We start from the raw sequence: 16,001 nt of genomic DNA, 5'->3' as shown, positions 1-16,001 counted from the left end.
ACGCTGAGAAGTAAAAAGCCGGAGCTTGTGGAGCAAGAGCTGTGGGGTGTCTTACTGGCTTATAATCTGGTGAGATATCAGATGATTAAAATGGCGGAACATCTGAAAGGTTACTGGCCGAATCAACTGAGTTTCTCAGAATCATGCGGAATGGTGATGAGAATGCTGATGACATTGCAGGGCGCATCACCGGGACGTATACCGGAGCTGATGCGCGATCTTGCAAGTATGGGACAACTTGTGAAATTACCGACAAGAAGGGAAAGGGCCTTCCCGAGAGTGGTAAAGGAGAGGCCCTGGAAATACCCCACAGCCCCGAAAAAGAGCCAGTCAGTTGCTTAACTGACTGGCATTACTCCGGACGAGGGGAATTTATCGTCAAATATTCTCGCCGTTATGTTTGATAACGTCCTGATACCACCAGAACGATTTTTTACGGCTGCGCGCCAGCGTGCCGTTACCCTCGTTATCTTTATCAACGTAGATTAAGCCGTAGCGTTTTTTCATTTCGCCAGTACCCGCAGAGACCAGATCAATACAGCCCCACGGCGTATAGCCCATTAAATCAACGCCATCTTCCACCACCGCTTTTTTCATTTCGCGGATATGGTTGTGCATATATTCAATGCGGTACTGATCGTTCACTACACCGTCGCTTTCAGGCTGATCAATCGCACCAAAACCGTTTTCCACAACAAACAGCGGTAACTGGTAGAGATCGTAGAAGTAGTTCAGCGAGTAACGCAGGCCAACCGGATCAATTTGCCAGCCCCAGTCAGAGGCTTTCACGTATGGGTTTTTCACCAGGCTTTTCGTCTCGTCGTAATCGAGGTGCGGGTTGTTTTCCTGGGCTTTGGTGACAAACGACATGTAATAACTGAAGCCAATATAGTCAACGCGTCCGCGCGTCAGGATCTGCAAATCTTCTTCGGTAATATCGAGTTTGAACTGGCGACGAGCAAAATAATTGAGCAGGTGTCGAGGGTAATAACCGCGTACGTGAACATCGGTAAACCAGTAGCGCCGGTGCATCGCAGCGACCGACATCATCATATCATCCGGTGCGCAGGTGAGCGGATAAATCGGGCACATGGCGATCATGCAACCAATTTTAAAATCCGGGCTAATTTTATGCCCGGCTTCCACCGCCAGCGCGCTGGCCACTAATTCATAGTGGGCGGCTTGATACATGATCACTTCACGATCTTCACCCGTTTTATATTTCACGCCAGAGTTGGTGAAGGGTGCAAAATCTTCGTGATAGTTGGCCTGGTTGTTAATTTCGTTGAAGGTCATCCAGTATTTCACCTTGCTGCGATAGCGGGTGAAAACGGCATTAGCAAAACGGACAAAAAAGTCGATCAGTTTGCGATTACGCCAGCCACCATATTCGGTGACAAGGTGATAAGGCATTTCGAAATGGGAAAGGGTGATAACGGGTTCAATGTTGTATTTCAGACATTCATCAAAAAGATCATCGTAGAATTGCAACCCGGCTTCATTCGGCTCCAGCTCATCACCCTGAGGAAAAATACGCGTCCAGGCAATGGAGGTGCGAAAACATTTAAACCCCATTTCGGCAAACAGCTTAATATCGCCTTTATAGCGGTGATAAAAATCAATAGCTTCATGATTAGGGTAATTTTTACCGGGCAGTACGCCATCGGTAATTTCACGCGGTACACCATGCGCCCCGGCGGTCATGACATCAGCAACACTGATCCCCTTACCTCCTTCCTGCCAGCCGCCTTCCAGTTGATGAGCCGCCACCGCGCCGCCCCATAAGAAATCCGCTTTAAACCCAGCCATTGTTTTCTCCTTTCGCATAGTGATGGCAAAAGAATAGACAAGCCCACAGTGAGAGAACATCACCACCGGCTTATTCTGTGAAACCGGTTGCAAAGAGATTCATAACGCCGAGTAAGCCGGGATTTGGCAGTGCCATGCTCCTCTGCCTGATTACCAGGATTAAGGTGCGATGGTTAGCGTTAAACGCTGACACATTATCGTGCTGATAATATTGCGGCGAGGAGTTCGTCTGCCGCAGGGCAGCTTGTTAATGCATAAAAAAAGAGAGCCAGTGGCTCTCTTCATCTGCTTGTGGACAAACTTATTTCAGTTTGCGCATCACCAGCGTGGCGTTAGTACCGCCAAAACCGAAGCTGTTGGACATTACCGTCGTCAGGGTGGCTTCCATAGGTTTTGTCACAATGTTCAGGCCAGCAGCCTGCTCGTCCAGCTCTTCAATATTGATGCTCGGCGCGATAAAACCGTGTTCCAGCATCAGCAGTGAGTAGATCGCTTCCTGTACGCCGGCAGCGCCCAGAGAGTGACCGGTCATCGCTTTGGTGGCGGAGATGGCCGGGCTGTTGTCGCCGAACACTTCGCGGATAGCGCCCAGCTCTTTCACGTCGCCAACCGGCGTGGAAGTTCCGTGGGAGTTCAGGTAGTCGATCGGTGTATCAACGCCTTGCATTGCCATCTTCATGCAACGCACTGCACCTTCACCTGATGGCGCTACCATGTCCGCACCATCAGAAGTCGCGCCGTAGCCAACGATCTCTGCGTAGATGTGCGCGCCGCGCGCCAGCGCATGTTCCAGCTCTTCAACAACAACCATACCGCCGCCGCCCGCGATAATGAAACCATCACGGTGTGTGTCATAGGTACGGGAAGCTTTTTCTGGCGTTTCGTTGAATTTGGTGGTCAGCGCGCCCATCGCGTCAAATTCACAGGCCATTTCCCAGCACAGCTCTTCGCCGCCACCAGCAAAAACGATGTCCTGTTTGCCCAGTTGAATCTGTTCTACCGCGTTACCGATGCAGTGCGCGGAAGTGGCACAAGCGGAACTGATAGAGTAGTTAACACCGTGGATTTTAAAAGGCGTGGCGAGGCAAGCGGACACCGCCGACGCCATCGCTTTGGTCACCACATAAGGACCCACAGCTTTCAAACCACGCGGGCTACGCATTGCATCAGCACCGAAAACCTGAGATTTAGAAGAGCCGCCAGAACCTGCAATCAGGCCCACGCGCGGGTTGTTCTGATAAACCTCGTCTTTCAGGCCAGCATCTTCAATCGCCTGCTGCATGGAAAGATAGGAATAGATAGAGGCATCGTTCATGAAACGAACCACTTTACGGTCGATCAAACCAGTGGTGTCCAGTTTAACGTTACCCCATACGTGGCTGCGCATGCCGGAATCTTTAAATTCCTGAGAGAATGTGATCCCTGAGCGTCCTTCACGCAGAGATGCCAGGACTTCCTGCTGGTTATTACCAATGCTGGAAACGATGCCCAGGCCAGTAATCACTGCACGTTTCATTCAATACCCCTAAGTCGCACTAATTAAGTTTCGTGTCGCAAGATAGCGTACACTTGTACGCCGAACAAGTCCGATCAGACATTTTCGGCAGAAATTTGCGCCTTTCTTTGTCCCTCGTTAAGATCGAGGCACTGCCTGATGGACGAGTAACTTACGTGAAACAAACCGCTATACAATCCGCCAACCTCGAATTCAACGCTGAGGGTACACCTGTTTCCCGAGATTTCGACGACGTCTACTTCTCTAATGATAACGGACTGGAAGAGACGCGTTATGTTTTTCTCGGCGGCAACCAACTGGAACAACGTTTCCCTGACCACCCGCGCCAGCTGTTTGTGGTCGCGGAGAGCGGTTTTGGCACCGGTCTGAATTTCCTTACATTGTGGCAGGCATTCGCAGCCTTTCGCGCGGCCAATCCTGACGCTACCCTGGAAAGATTACATTTCATCAGTTTTGAAAAATTTCCTCTCACCCGGGACGATTTGCGCAAAGCCCACGCGCACTGGCCGGAACTGGCGTCATGGGCGGAACAGTTACAGGCGCAGTGGCCGCTGCCCTTTGGCGGTTGCCATCGACTGCTGCTCGATGAAGGTCGTGTGACGCTGGATTTATGGTTTGGTGATATCAATCAACTCACCGATATACTCGATGATTCAATAAACCAGCGCGTCGATGCCTGGTTCCTGGATGGCTTCGCACCGGCGAAAAACCCGGATATGTGGACCCCTAACCTGTTTGCCGCGATGGCCCGCCTGGCAAGGCCGGGCGGCACACTGGCGACCTTTACTTCGGCAGGTTTTGTTCGTCGGGGTTTGCAGGAGGCCGGGTTTACCATGCGCAAAAGTAAAGGTTTTGGCCGCAAACGCGAAATGCTGACCGGCGTAATGGAGAACATTATTGCGTCTGTACCGCGTACGCCGTGGTTTGCCCGCAGCGGCGCAGAAGTACGTGATGTGGCGCTGATTGGCGGCGGTGTCGCCAGCGCGCTGTTATCGCTGGCCTTGTTGCGACGCGGCTGGCAGGTGACACTTTATTGCGCCGATGACGCCCCCGCAGAAGGCGCATCCGGCAACCGCCAGGGAGCGCTTTATCCGCTGCTCAGCGCGCACGATCCGGCGCTGGCCCGCTTCTTCCCCGCAGCGTTTACCTTTGCCCGCCGTCTGTACGATGCGTTACCCGTGACGTTTGACCATCAGTGGTGCGGCGTCACACAGCTTGGATGGGATGAAAAAAACCAACAAAAAATCGCGCAAATGTTGACGCTGGATCTGCCGCCGGAGATTGCCAGTGCGATTGACGCACAAGCGGTGAAAGCCGAAACAGGGGTGGAAACGAAATGCAGTGGTGTGAATTACCCGCTCGGCGGCTGGCTCTGCCCGGCGCAGTTAACGGCCGCCGCGATTACGCTGGCCTGCGAGCAAGGCCTGAAAGTGCATTATGGACATGATGTTGAACGCTTGAGCCGTGAAGATCAGCGCTGGCAACTTTATTTCCGCCGTGGCGACCTGCGATCGCATGCAACAGTAGTGCTGGCCAACGGGCATCGCATTCATCATTTCACGCAAACGGAGAAACTGCCCGTCTATCCTGTTGCCGGTCAGGTCAGTCATATTCCAACCAGCAATATGCTCTCTGCGCTTCGCCAGGTGCTGTGTTACGACGGTTATCTGACACCACAGAACCCGCATAACCAGCAGCACTGCATCGGCGCCAGCTATCATCGCGGGCAAGAGGAGGCAGGTTACAGCGAGGCGGATCAGCAACAGAATCGCCAGCGGCTTATCGACTGTTTCCCCCATGCGACTTGGGCAAAAGAGGTGGATGTCAGCGCTGGCGAAGCGCGCTGCGGTGTGCGCTGCGCAACGCGGGATCATCTGCCAATGGTCGGGAATGTCGCCGATTTTGACGCGACACTGGCAGCTTACGCCCAACTGGCGGAACGGCCGGAAGAAGCGGTTAGTGCGCCAGTCTACGAAGGTTTATTCATGCTCGGTGCGCTCGGTTCGCGCGGTTTGTGCAGCGCGCCGCTGGCGGCGGAGATTCTGGCTTCGCAGATGAGTAACGAGCCGATTCCGCTGGATGGGGAAACGCTGGCAGCCCTCAATCCGAATCGTTTGTGGGTCAGGAAGTTATTGAAAGGCAGAGCGGTGAAGTAAAGGTGGCCACATTTGCCGGATGGCGGCGTTGTTTTATCCGGCCTACAAACCCGTAGGCCCGGATATTGGCCGGATAAGCGTCAGCATTACCCGGCAAAACGTCCCTTAATGCGACTTCGCCTGCTGATACAGGTTTTCCCACATACCCATCACCAGCGCCTGATCGCGCGGCGACAATTCTCCGGCCTGAATGGCGGTTTCCACGCTACCAGTGACTTTCTGGTGCAGATTTTCCGGCGAATAGTTATCATTGCCTTCCAGTTCAGCCACCGCCAGCGTCAGGTGGCCGCGCAGATAACCGCCCGCAAACAACTCATCATCACTGGCGTGATCCACCATATTATCAATTAACGCCAGAATACGTGATTCAAACTCCGCGATCATCTCTCTTCCTCTTTTGACAACATGGCTTCAAAGATCTTCCGGCCATGGGAACTGTTCTGCCGCTAAAGGCGGCGTTTGATAATAATCCTGTAATGCCTTGATAAAACGTGCCGGACGCGGGGGAATGCCCTGCTCCAGATAAGCCATGACCTGCGCATGAACGCGGCGCTGGAACACGATACGATCCGGCTCAACATCGCCTTCCAGATTGTCGCAACTGACATTAAACGGGAAACCCGCTGCCACACAGAACAACCAGTCAAACGCTTGCGGTTTTACCTCGACATCCTCGAACTGCCCCTGCGTCACCGCGTCGCGGCCGTCAGGGCAGTACCAGTAGCCAAAATCCACCTGCTTACGACGTTCGGCACCGGCGATACACCAGTGCGAAATCTCATGTAATGCGCTGGCATAAAAACCGTGAGCAAAAACAATGCGGTTATAAGGCGCGTCCGCATCAGCAGGAAGATAGATCGGTTCGTCGTCGCCTTTAATCAGACGGGTATTAAAATCGTCGGCAAAGCAGCCGTCAAAAATATCGATTAATTGTTGGTAGTGATGTGTCATACGTTCACCCCCAGAAAATGGAGGATCTCCTGGCCGTGACTGTCATAGAGAAGTTTTGCACTCATCACCGCCGAGACAATCACAATCATCGGACGAATGAGTTTTTGCCCTTTGCTGAGCACCAAACGCGAGCCCATCCGCGCGCCGAGAAACTGCCCGGCCAGCATGACGAAACCCGTGCCCCACACAACTTTGCCGCCAATAATAAACAGCAGCAGACCGCCGATATTCGAGGTGGCATTCAGCACTTTGGCATGCGCAGTGGATTTCGCCAGGTTGTACCCTGCGAGCGTCACAAAAGCCAGTGCGTAGAATGAACCAGCGCCGGGGCCGAAGAAACCGTCGTAAAAACCCACACATCCGCCAGATACCAGCGCAAACGGCAGCCCGTACAAACGACGCTGACGATCATCTTCACCCAGCTTCGGCATCAACAGAAAGTAAAGACCAATACAGATAACCAGAATCGGCAGAATTTGGCGCAGCACGTCCGATTGCACATGTTGCACCAGCAGCGCGCCGGTAGTTGAGCCGATGAAGGTCATCAGAATATTGAGTTTCTGATCGGCAAGTTTCACCACTTTGCGGCGGATAAAATACAGCGACGCAGAAATAGAACCGCCACAGGCCTGTAATTTGTTCGTTGCCAGCGCCGCGGCGGGCGTCATGCCTGCCGCCAGTAACGCAGGTACCGTTAACAGCCCGCCGCCGCCCGCCAGCGCGTCAATAAAACCGGCCAGCAGCGCGACAATAAAAAGCACCACCAGCAGTGACGGCGACACCATAAACAGTTGTTGAAAGAGTTCCATCAAAGTGCGTGTTCATCCAGTAAAGCCTGACAAGACGGCGGCAATGGCGGCGGCGTCTTTTTCTCAGGGATTGTACTGTCGGGTTTCGCCGGTTCAAACCAGCTTTGCAATTCTGCACCGCAACCATCGCCAGGTGGCGGCAGAGGTTGATCCTGGCACTCCAGGCTATCGGCCGGGCAGCGCAGACGCACGTGCATATGCGCACGATGCTGGAACCACGGACGCACTTTACGCAACCAGTCACGATCGGTTCCGGCATCGAGGCAAAGCTGCTGCTTGATCGCCGGGTTAACGAAAATACGCGTCACGTCGTTATCTTTTGCCGCCAGTTTGATCATGCTACTGATTTCCGGCTTCCACAGCGCGGGCACGACCTGCTTACCATCGGATGAGACGAGATCCAGTGGTTGGGGTTTCAGCAACTGTGCGGCGCTCCAGCGCGTTTTCGCTAGTTGCAGGAAGATATCAACATCCAGCCCGGATTGATGGCTGGCGTGGCCGCCGTTGAAACGTCCACCTGCTGGCATCCCCATGTCGCCCACCAGCACCGTACCCAGCCCCAGGTTGTGCACCTGATTGCTCAGACGTTGAATAAACAGCACCAGATCGGGGTGACCAAAGTAGCGCCGCTGGTCAGTGCGCATAACCTGATAATTGTCCGATTGCAACGGCAGTGCATACGCGCCAACGATACAGCCATTGGCGAACGCACCAATGGATTGCGGACTACCAGCGACCGGATGAGTCAGTTTTTGCCACGGTGTCGCCGCCGTCGCGGCAGCGCACACCAGCAGAGTAAACAGCGCAATTGCCGTTTTTTTCATTGTTTACCAGCGTGGAATATCAGTAGTGACATCAGCGTTTTGCGCACGTTGACGCAGGAAGTGATCCATCAGCACGATCGCCAGCATCGCTTCGGCGATCGGCACGGCGCGAATCCCCACACACGGATCGTGACGGCCTTTGGTTACCATCTCCACTTCTTCGCCAAAACGATTAATCGTACGCCCCGGCACGGTAATGCTCGACGTGGGTTTCAGTGCGATATTGGCAATAATTTGCTGCCCGCTACTAATGCCACCAAGAATACCGCCTGCGTGGTTGCTCCCGAAACCCTGTCGCGTGATTTCGTCGCGGTTTTCGCTGCCGCGCAGTTTCACGACTTCAAAGCCATCGCCGATTTCCACGCCTTTCACCGCGTTGATACTCATCAGCGCGTGCGCGATATCCGCATCAAGACGATCAAACACCGGTTCGCCAAAACCTGCCGGAACACCATCAGCCACCACGGTCACTTTCGCGCCGATGGAGTCGCCCTCTTTTTTCAGGCCGCGCATCAGTTCATCCAGTGCCTCAATTTTGTCCACATCCGGGCAGAAAAATGGGTTCTGTTCAACCTGCGTCCAGTCTTTGATCTCCAGCGGGATCTCGCCCATCTGAGTCAGACAACCGCGAATAACAATGCCGAATTTCTGCGCCAGATATTTTTTGGCGATCGCGCCAGCGGCCACGCGCATGGCGGTTTCGCGCGCAGAAGAACGGCCGCCGCCGCGATAGTCACGCAGACCATATTTTTGTTCGTAGGTGTAATCCGCATGGCCCGGACGGAACAGATCTTTAATCGCGCCGTAATCCTGCGAGCGCTGATCGGTGTTTTCGATCAACAGACCAATGCTGGTACCGGTGGTGACGCCTTCAAAGACGCCGGACAGAATCTTCACCTGATCGGGTTCGCGACGCTGGGTGGTATAGCGCGATGTTCCCGGGCGTCGTCTGTCGAGATCGTGTTGTAAATCGGCTTCGGTCAGCGGAATACCCGGAGGTACGCCGTCAACAATGCAACCCAGCGCCAGGCCGTGCGATTCGCCAAACGTGGTTACGCGAAAAAGTTGTCCAATTGTGTTACCTGCCATCACGGCTCCGTTGTCGTTGTTGGTGTTGAGCGTCGTTTTGTCGTTTTAATCTTTATAGATGCTGAAGTGTTCGCGTGCAGCAATAAGCTGCGCTTTGGTCAGCATAAAGACACCGTCCCCGCCGTTATCAAACTCCAGCCAGGTGAACGGGACGTCCGGATATAGTTCCATCAGATGTACCATGCTGTTGCCGACTTCACAAATCAGGATGCCGTGGTCAGCAAGGTAATCCGCAGCACAGGCCAGAATGCGACGCGTCAGTTTCAGTCCATCGCTGCCTGAAGCCAGGCCCAGTACCGGCTCGTGACGGTATTCCGACGGCAGATCAGACATATCTTCTTCATCGACATACGGTGGGTTGGTGACAATCAGATCGTACTGCACTTTCGGCAGATCGCGGAACAGATCGGAACGGATCGGCGTAACGTGGTGAATCAGGCCGTGCTCTTCAATATTGCGCTCAGCTACCGCCAGCGCATCCACAGAAATATCTACCGCATCCACTTCCGCTTCCGGGAAGGCGTACGCCGTCGCAATAGCAATACAGCCGCTGCCGGTACACATATCCAGAATATGCTGCGGCTGTTGATCAATCAGCCCGGCAAAGCGGTTGTTGATAAGCTCGCCGATCGGGGAACGCGGCACCAGCACACGCTCATCAACATAAAATTCGTGGCCGCAAAACCACGCTTTGTTGGTCAGGTAAGCAACCGGAATACGCTCGTTAACGCGACGGATCACGCGCTCAACAATGCGGTGACGCTCGCTGGAAGTCAGGCGTGCGGTGCGCATATCTTCCGGGATGTCGAGCGGCAGATAGAGCGTCGGCAGCACCAGTTGCACCGCTTCGTCCCACGGGTTATCCGTGCCGTGACCGTACCAGATATTCGCAGCGCTGAAGCGGCTGACCGCCCAACGCAGCATGTCCTGAATGGTATGCAGCTCATTCACTGCTTCATCGACAAAAATTTTATCCATAGTATCCCCCAGGCGCATGCTCGCATTAAATTCGGCGGCTAGTTTGCCATGAAGACGGCGATAAATCAGCACCTCACGCACCCGCCAGAGGGAAAAATGCATTTTGCTTCACCGGGGCCACAGTGAGTCAGGTACACTGAAGAAAAGAAAAGATGAGATGCACAAATGAAAAAGAAACCATCACTTAGCGAGGAGGAACAGGCGTTGTTCCGGCAATTGATGACCGGTACACGCCGCCTTAAGCAGGATACTGTGGTACATCGCCCGGCGCGGAAAAAAATCAGCGAAGTTCCGGTGAAACGGTTATTACAGGAACAGGCCGATAACAGCCACTACTTTTCCGACGAGTTTCAGCCGCTGCTCAATACCGAAGGTCCGGTCAAATATGTGCGCGAAGATGTCAGCCATTTTGAACTGAAAAAGCTCCGCCGGGGCGACTACTCGCCAGAGTTGTTTCTCGATCTGCACGGTTTAACACAGCAGCAGGCGAAGCAAGAGCTGGGCGCGCTAATCGCCGCCTGTCGCCGAGAACATGTGTTCTGCGCCTGCGTGATGCATGGCCACGGTAAACACATTCTGAAGCAACAGACACCACTGTGGCTGGCGCAGCACCCGCATGTGATGGCGTTTCACCAGGCGCCGAAAGAGTATGGCGGCGACGCCGCAGTTCTGGTGCTGATAGAAGTAGAAGAGTGGCAGCCGCCGGAACTGCCCTGATGCCAGAAACGCCAAGAGCCGCATAAAGCGGCTCTTCGTTTTCCAGCGTTCGGCTAATTCAGATGGCTTTTCGCATCTTCAGGTTGCAGGGACTCATTTGCCAGTCAAAAACCCCTTTACCGTCTTCGTCCAGCGTAACGCAGGCAATGGCGGAAGTGGTAAACATCGGCGGTGCTTCACCCGGACAAAGCTCGGACACCAGGTAGCCGACCAACGGCAAGTGAGAGATCACCAGCACAGAGGTGGTTCCTTCATTTGCCAGCGCCTGTAAATAAGCACTGACAAGGCCGATATCGCCGCAAGGCGTCAGTTCCGGCAGGACATCCACGTTGTCAGGCAGGTTCATACATTCACCTACCTTTTCCAGCGTCTGTTCAGCACGTAAAAAAGGGCTGATCAGAACACGTTCAATATCCACTTTTTGGCCTTTCAACCATGTTGCCATTTGACGGGATTCGTCACAGCCACAAGGGGTTAAGGGACGAACCGAGTCGCTAGCTGCATCGAGGGCAGCGTCGCCGTGACGCATGATAAAAACTTGCATATTGCACCGCTTTTGTTAACCAGAATCATCAACACTTTCACTGCGAAATCATTTCGCGACGACGGAAAGTATCAATGGCCGGGCATTGTGCCTGATCCATTCCATGAATGAAACGCTGTCTTTTACCTCAATGGTGTAAGCATAGTCAATCACTGTTTACAAAATAACCGCGAACGTCATGAGGAATAACAAAATTAAATTTTTATACCCGTCATACTTCAAGTTGCCTGTGCATTGGCTTTTTTATTTGCTGGTTTGGCTCTGGGCAGTGCTCAAAACCCTCACGTACTACGTGTACGCTCCGGTTTTTCCGCGCTGTCCATGTCCAAACCATCGGCAACAATTAATTACGCCTACTGGGATAGGCTCTAATTCACATCTTCAGTTTCTTTTTCCGACCAAAAAGTTACCCCCTGCTCCGCCATCCGCAACAGCGGTTCACAAGGCGCAAAGCGCGCGCCATATTGCGCTTCCAGCTGCTGCATCCTCGCCACGATATCGCCCGCTCCGGATGTCGCTATATAGTGGAACGGCCCGCCTAAAAACGGCGGAAAACCGATGCCAAATACGGCACCAATATCGCCGTCTCGCGCGCTGCGAATCACATGCTCATCAAAGCAACGCACCGCCTCGTTCAGCATCAGTAGCACACAGCGTTCGGCCATCTGCTCCGCCGATAGCTTCCCGCTGCCGGAAGCGCCAATCAGGGGGTAGATCGCTGGATCGGGCAGCTTTTTGCTTTTACGCTCTTTAGCAGGGTAAAGATAGAAACCACGACCATTTTTTCGTCCTTTGCGATCGTCATTCAGAATTGCGCTCACAACACTTGCAGGTGCGCAAAACCTTTCACCATAAGCCTTTTCCAGCACCGGGATAATTTTGGTACCGGTATCGATACCCACTTCATCCAGTAACTGGATCGGCCCGACCGGGAAGCCAAATTTCACCAGCGCGCGATCAATACCCTCAATGCGCTCGCCTTCACTCAGCAACCGGATGGCTTCATTAATGTAGGGAGCAAGAATGCGGTTCACGTAAAATCCGGCTTTATCCGCCACCACAATCGGCGTTTTGCCCAGTTTTTTCGCCAGTTTTACCGTAGTAGCAATGGTCTGCTCATCTGTTCCGGTGTGTGGGATCACTTCCACTAGCGGCATTTTTTCCACCGGGCTGAAAAAATGTAATCCGATGATCTTCTCTGGTCGCGCGGCCTGGGCTGCAATATCGCCGATCGGTAAAGAAGACGTATTGGAGGCAAAAATAGTATGAGCAGAACAATGGGATTCCACTTCAGCCACCATTTTCTGTTTCAAATCCAGATCTTCAAACACCGCCTCAATGACCAGATCACGCTGTGCAAAGCCGCTAAAATCCAGCGTGCCGGATATTTTCGCCAACTGCTTATCACGCTCGCCCGCTTTCAGGTAGCGACGACGCACTTTTTTATCCAGCGCTTCCCAGCTGTATTTCAGCGCGTGGTTGATCCCTTTCGCATTAATATCTTTTATGCGAACCGGCAATCCCGCTTTGCTTGCCGTGACGAAAGCTATCCCACCGCCCATTAATCCGCCACCCAGCACACCGATGGTGTTCAACGGACCAACCTGAGCCTCGCTGCCCGGATCTTTTTTAACGCTGGTACTGGCGAAAAACAGGTGACGTAACGCCTGTGACTGCGGCGTCATCGCCAGTTGGCCAAACGCGCGTGCTTCCGCGTCGTAACCGCTGCTGCGCCCCTGTGCCAGCCCGGTTTCAATGACGGATAAAATGCGCGAGGTCGCAGGGTAATTCCCCTGGGTTTTTTGTTCGGTTTTTTTACTCACCATACGGAACAGCAACGCGCGACCCAGCGGCCCGGCCAGAACCCGTTCACGAACCGGCAGATGGTGGCCAATCGGTCGCTCCTGTTTAGCCAGATCAACAGCGGCCTCGAGTAGAATTGAATGCGGTACGACATCGTCCACTAGCCCGGCTTTTAATGCCTGGCGCGGACGAAGCTGTTTTCCTTTGAGGATCATATCCAGCGCCGTACTGACGCCAATCAAACGCGGCAATCGTTGTGTCCCGCCGGAACCGGGAAGCAGTCCTAACTGTACTTCCGGCAATCCCAACATCGTTTTTCCGTCGTCAGTACAAATCCGGCGATGACATGCCAGCGCCAGTTCCAGTCCACCGCCCAGGCAAGCGCCATGAATTGCGGCAACCACGGGAATCGACAACGCATGGATTTCCGCCATCACTTGTTGCCCTTGACGAGCCAGATCCTCGGCTTCTTTTGCCGTCTGGCAACGGGCGATCATATTGATATCCGCGCCAGCGATGAAGTTGTCTGCCTTGGCCGAGATAAACACCACACCACGTAGCGCCTTGTTGTCGCGGATCTGTTTCAACATGGCGCGGACTTCATCTGCAAACGCCGCTTTCAGGGTGTTCATTTTTTCATTCGGCACATCAATGGTAACGACCGCGATATTGTCGGGACGCACATTAAGCGTGAATGCGGACATCATTGCCATTATTCAGCCTCCAGAACCATTGCTGCGCCCAGACCGCCCGCAGCGCAGGCTGTGACCAGACCAAAGCCTCCGCCCCGGCGGCGCAGTTCATGTAACGTTTGGGTGATCATGCGCGCGCCAGTGGCAGCAAACGGATGACCGTAAGCGATGGAGCCACCCAGCACGTTAAACTTGCTGTCATCCACCTCGCCGGTCGCCTGCGAGCGCCCAAGTACCTCACGGGCAAAACGCTCGCTGGCCATCAATTTCAGGTTGCTTAAGGTTTGCGCGGCAAAGGCTTCGTGCATATCGAGAAGTGTCAAATCTGCCATCGTCAGCCCGGCCCTTTCCAGCGCCAGCGGTGTTGCCCAGGCTGGGCCAAGCAGCATATCCCGTTGCACATCAATGGCGGTGAAAGCATAGCTACGCAAATAACCCAGCGGCAATAATCCCAGTTCCCGGGCACGGGATTCAGTCATTAAAATTACAGCCGCAGCACCGTCGGTCAGCGGCGTACTGTTCGCCGCCGTCACCGTGCCATGATGGCGATCGAAGGCGGGACGCAGTTTCGCGTAATCGGCCAGACTGGAGTTATGACGAACGTTGTTATCCTGTTCAACGGGATCGCGAAACGGCGGCACATAGGCGATCATTACTTCATCACGCAGTTTACCTTCTGCCCAGGCCTGCGCGGCTAACTGATGTGAGCGGTGGGCCAGCGCATCCTGCTGTTCACGGCTGACGCCGTATGTTTTCGCCATCTGCTCGGCCGTATCACCCATTCTCAACCCAGTGGAATACTCCGCAACGGCGGGAGGAACCGGCAACAAGTCGCGCAAGCGCAAGCGGGAGAAAAGTTTCAGTTTTTGTCCCATCGTGCGCGCTTTGTTGGCATCCACCAGCGCACGCGCCAGCTTTTTGCTGACGCCAATCGGTAAAACAGAGGAGGAATCCGCCCCGCCAGCAATACCAGCGCGAATAGTTCCCGCCAGCAAACTTTCTGCGACGTTGGCCACGGCCTGGAAACTGGTTGCGCAGGCACGACTGACGCTGTAGGCATCGGTATGGACGCTCATGCCAGCACCAAGTACGATTTCGCGCGCGATATTAGGCGCTTCCGGCATCTGCACAACCTGGCCAAACACCAGTTGTTCAATCACCTCGGGGGGAATTTCGCTGCGCGCCAGCATCTCTCCCACCACCATTTTGCCGAGATCAATCGCCGGAATGCCGTGAAACGCAGTGGCCTGGCGGGTAAACGGGGTCCGTAACCCACTGACAATGGCAATGCGGTCGCCCTGGCGGGTGACAAGCGGTAATGCCTTCATAACACTCCCCTGTTAACAGCGTGTATTTAAAGTGGTCTGACCTGATAACAGTCTTAACCAATTTTTTACATATAGCCAATGGGAGCGAGAGAAAAATGCGAGCTAAGGCACAGAGATACTTAGCAAAACGCCTCCGTGAAAGGAGGCGCTGGCAGGAAAATTAACGCAGACCAAGCTGGAAAATCAGGGTTTCCGCTTCGCAGGCGAAAACAAAATCAATATCGAGACGCACGCCATCCGCCACTTCAGTGAAGGTGGAGGTAATTTGGCAAGGTTCGGATTCCACGCTGCGGGCTTTTGCGCTCAGCGCGGCCAGCGTTTCGTCGGCGTCAGCGCGGTGGGTGAATACGCGACTGTAAGAAGCGGTGCAGTCGGAGTTGTCCATAATGGTGCCAACATCCATACAGCAGCAAACCGGGGTTTCATCAGCACTGCATTTGCTCATTATTGATTCCTCTGAATTAGCACCCAGGGTGCCAGATAAACGATGGGCATATTTTACGCCGCTGCTCACGGTGTCTCCAGTTGATAATCTTCCGAAAGTGGGCAAGTGACCTAAATCACACTTAAAAATGATCTAAAACAAAAATCGCCCAATTGACTGATGAATGCCCCCGGCGATTTTGCCACGCAGATCCCGTTTCAGAGATCACAATTGAAAAAACTTATATACAAACTTGCAACATTCCATCTGGTCAGACCTATACTTCCGCCACTGGTCTGATTTCTCTGCTGTAACACAGACCCTACACTTCGCGCTCCTGTTACAACACGTAACATAGTTT

Annotated in this window: 14 protein-coding genes and 1 pseudogene; 3 read left to right on the top strand and 12 right to left on the bottom strand. The window is 53.7% G+C overall.

What is annotated here, in order from left to right:
* A pseudogene (locus GA0061070_RS13735) lies at window positions 1-342 on the top strand (IS4 family transposase); the annotation flags it as partial.
* A 36-nt stretch (window positions 343-378) separates the two neighbouring features.
* Here GA0061070_RS13735 and GA0061070_RS13730 read toward each other — a convergent pair.
* On the bottom strand, window positions 379-1,809 hold the full coding sequence (locus tag GA0061070_RS13730) for a 6-phospho-beta-glucosidase (protein WP_090136653.1): 1,431 nt from the start codon (window positions 1,807-1,809) through the stop codon (window positions 379-381).
* A gap of 301 nt (window positions 1,810-2,110) precedes the next feature.
* Window positions 2,111-3,325, bottom strand: a complete 1,215-nt coding sequence (gene fabB, locus GA0061070_RS13725; protein WP_090136652.1) for a beta-ketoacyl-ACP synthase I — start codon at window positions 3,323-3,325, stop codon at window positions 2,111-2,113.
* 155 nt (window positions 3,326-3,480) lie between these two features.
* On the opposite strand from fabB, the gene mnmC reads away from it, so the two are divergent.
* Window positions 3,481-5,481, top strand: a complete 2,001-nt coding sequence (gene mnmC, locus GA0061070_RS13720; RefSeq protein WP_208598174.1) for a bifunctional tRNA (5-methylaminomethyl-2-thiouridine)(34)-methyltransferase MnmC2/FAD-dependent 5-carboxymethylaminomethyl-2-thiouridine(34) oxidoreductase MnmC1 — start codon at window positions 3,481-3,483, stop codon at window positions 5,479-5,481.
* Window positions 5,482-5,586: 105 nt separating this feature from the next.
* Here mnmC and GA0061070_RS13715 read toward each other — a convergent pair whose 3' ends face one another.
* From GA0061070_RS13715 to prmB, 6 genes are read right to left on the bottom strand one after another with little or no spacing between them, the layout of a single operon-like run.
* Entirely contained in the window at window positions 5,587-5,865 is a 279-nt protein-coding gene (locus GA0061070_RS13715) for a YfcL family protein (RefSeq protein WP_090136650.1), read from the bottom strand.
* A 27-nt stretch (window positions 5,866-5,892) separates the two neighbouring features.
* Entirely contained in the window at window positions 5,893-6,432 is a 540-nt protein-coding gene (locus GA0061070_RS13710) for an elongation factor P hydroxylase (RefSeq protein ID WP_007371042.1), read from the bottom strand.
* Entirely contained in the window at window positions 6,429-7,241 is an 813-nt protein-coding gene (locus tag GA0061070_RS13705; protein WP_090136649.1) for a sulfite exporter TauE/SafE family protein, read from the bottom strand. Before GA0061070_RS13705 ends, GA0061070_RS13710 begins: the two co-directional genes overlap by 4 nt.
* Window positions 7,241-8,065: a penicillin-insensitive murein endopeptidase gene (gene mepA, locus GA0061070_RS13700; RefSeq protein ID WP_090136648.1), complete on the bottom strand. Its 825-nt coding sequence runs from the start codon at window positions 8,063-8,065 to the stop codon at window positions 7,241-7,243. Before mepA ends, GA0061070_RS13705 begins: the two co-directional genes overlap by 1 nt.
* 3 nt (window positions 8,066-8,068) lie before the next feature.
* Window positions 8,069-9,154: a chorismate synthase gene (gene aroC, locus GA0061070_RS13695; RefSeq protein ID WP_090136647.1), complete on the bottom strand. Its 1,086-nt coding sequence runs from the start codon at window positions 9,152-9,154 to the stop codon at window positions 8,069-8,071.
* Between the two features lie 45 nt (window positions 9,155-9,199).
* Window positions 9,200-10,132 (bottom strand): 50S ribosomal protein L3 N(5)-glutamine methyltransferase, encoded by a 933-nt coding sequence (prmB, locus tag GA0061070_RS13690; RefSeq protein WP_090136658.1) that lies wholly within the window; start codon window positions 10,130-10,132, stop codon window positions 9,200-9,202.
* A 165-nt stretch (window positions 10,133-10,297) separates the two neighbouring features.
* Here prmB and smrB point away from each other — a divergent pair, with 165 nt between their 5' ends.
* Window positions 10,298-10,849, top strand: a complete 552-nt coding sequence (smrB, locus tag GA0061070_RS13685) for an endonuclease SmrB (RefSeq protein ID WP_090136646.1) — start codon at window positions 10,298-10,300, stop codon at window positions 10,847-10,849.
* A gap of 58 nt (window positions 10,850-10,907) precedes the next feature.
* Here smrB and sixA read toward each other — a convergent pair whose 3' ends face one another.
* The 4 genes from sixA to GA0061070_RS13665 form a co-directional block, all read right to left on the bottom strand.
* The gene (sixA, locus tag GA0061070_RS13680; protein ID WP_090136645.1) at window positions 10,908-11,393 is read right to left on the bottom strand and encodes a phosphohistidine phosphatase SixA; all 486 of its coding nucleotides are present in this window, start codon (window positions 11,391-11,393) and stop codon (window positions 10,908-10,910) included.
* A 368-nt stretch (window positions 11,394-11,761) separates the two neighbouring features.
* Window positions 11,762-13,909, bottom strand: coding sequence for a fatty acid oxidation complex subunit alpha FadJ (gene fadJ / locus GA0061070_RS13675; RefSeq protein WP_090136644.1), 2,148 nt, complete (start codon window positions 13,907-13,909; stop codon window positions 11,762-11,764).
* Complete coding sequence (fadI, locus tag GA0061070_RS13670) at window positions 13,909-15,216, bottom strand: acetyl-CoA C-acyltransferase FadI (protein ID WP_090136643.1); 1,308 nt, start codon at window positions 15,214-15,216, stop codon at window positions 13,909-13,911. The genes fadJ and fadI overlap by 1 nt, the downstream gene beginning before the upstream one ends.
* Window positions 15,217-15,376: 160 nt before the next feature.
* Complete coding sequence (locus GA0061070_RS13665; protein WP_090136642.1) at window positions 15,377-15,661, bottom strand: YfcZ/YiiS family protein; 285 nt, start codon at window positions 15,659-15,661, stop codon at window positions 15,377-15,379.
* Between the last annotated feature and the right edge of the window lie 340 nt (window positions 15,662-16,001).

Origin of the sequence: Kosakonia oryziphila (assembly GCF_900094795.1) — a bacterium.
Classification (GTDB): Bacteria; Pseudomonadota; Gammaproteobacteria; order Enterobacterales; family Enterobacteriaceae; genus Kosakonia; species Kosakonia oryziphila.
This window is presented reverse-complemented; position numbering and strand designations above follow the sequence as displayed.

What these genes read in the sequence shown, in the direction of transcription:
- GA0061070_RS13730 (WP_090136653.1), bottom strand. Translation starts at nt 1,809, where the DNA reads ATGGCTGGGTTTAAAGCGGATTTCTTATGGGGCGGCGCGGTGGCGGCT.
- fabB (WP_090136652.1), bottom strand. Translation starts at nt 3,325, where the DNA reads ATGAAACGTGCAGTGATTACTGGCCTGGGCATCGTTTCCAGCATTGGT.
- GA0061070_RS13715 (WP_090136650.1), bottom strand. Translation starts at nt 5,865, where the DNA reads ATGATCGCGGAGTTTGAATCACGTATTCTGGCGTTAATTGATAATATG.
- GA0061070_RS13710 (WP_007371042.1), bottom strand. Translation starts at nt 6,432, where the DNA reads ATGACACATCACTACCAACAATTAATCGATATTTTTGACGGCTGCTTT.
- GA0061070_RS13705 (WP_090136649.1), bottom strand. Translation starts at nt 7,241, where the DNA reads ATGGAACTCTTTCAACAACTGTTTATGGTGTCGCCGTCACTGCTGGTG.
- mepA (WP_090136648.1), bottom strand. Translation starts at nt 8,065, where the DNA reads ATGAAAAAAACGGCAATTGCGCTGTTTACTCTGCTGGTGTGCGCTGCC.
- aroC (WP_090136647.1), bottom strand. Translation starts at nt 9,154, where the DNA reads ATGGCAGGTAACACAATTGGACAACTTTTTCGCGTAACCACGTTTGGC.
- prmB (WP_090136658.1), bottom strand. Translation starts at nt 10,132, where the DNA reads ATGGATAAAATTTTTGTCGATGAAGCAGTGAATGAGCTGCATACCATT.
- smrB (WP_090136646.1), top strand. Translation starts at nt 10,298, where the DNA reads ATGAAAAAGAAACCATCACTTAGCGAGGAGGAACAGGCGTTGTTCCGG.
- sixA (WP_090136645.1), bottom strand. Translation starts at nt 11,393, where the DNA reads ATGCAAGTTTTTATCATGCGTCACGGCGACGCTGCCCTCGATGCAGCT.
- fadJ (WP_090136644.1), bottom strand. Translation starts at nt 13,909, where the DNA reads ATGGCAATGATGTCCGCATTCACGCTTAATGTGCGTCCCGACAATATC.
- fadI (WP_090136643.1), bottom strand. Translation starts at nt 15,216, where the DNA reads ATGAAGGCATTACCGCTTGTCACCCGCCAGGGCGACCGCATTGCCATT.
- GA0061070_RS13665 (WP_090136642.1), bottom strand. Translation starts at nt 15,661, where the DNA reads ATGAGCAAATGCAGTGCTGATGAAACCCCGGTTTGCTGCTGTATGGAT.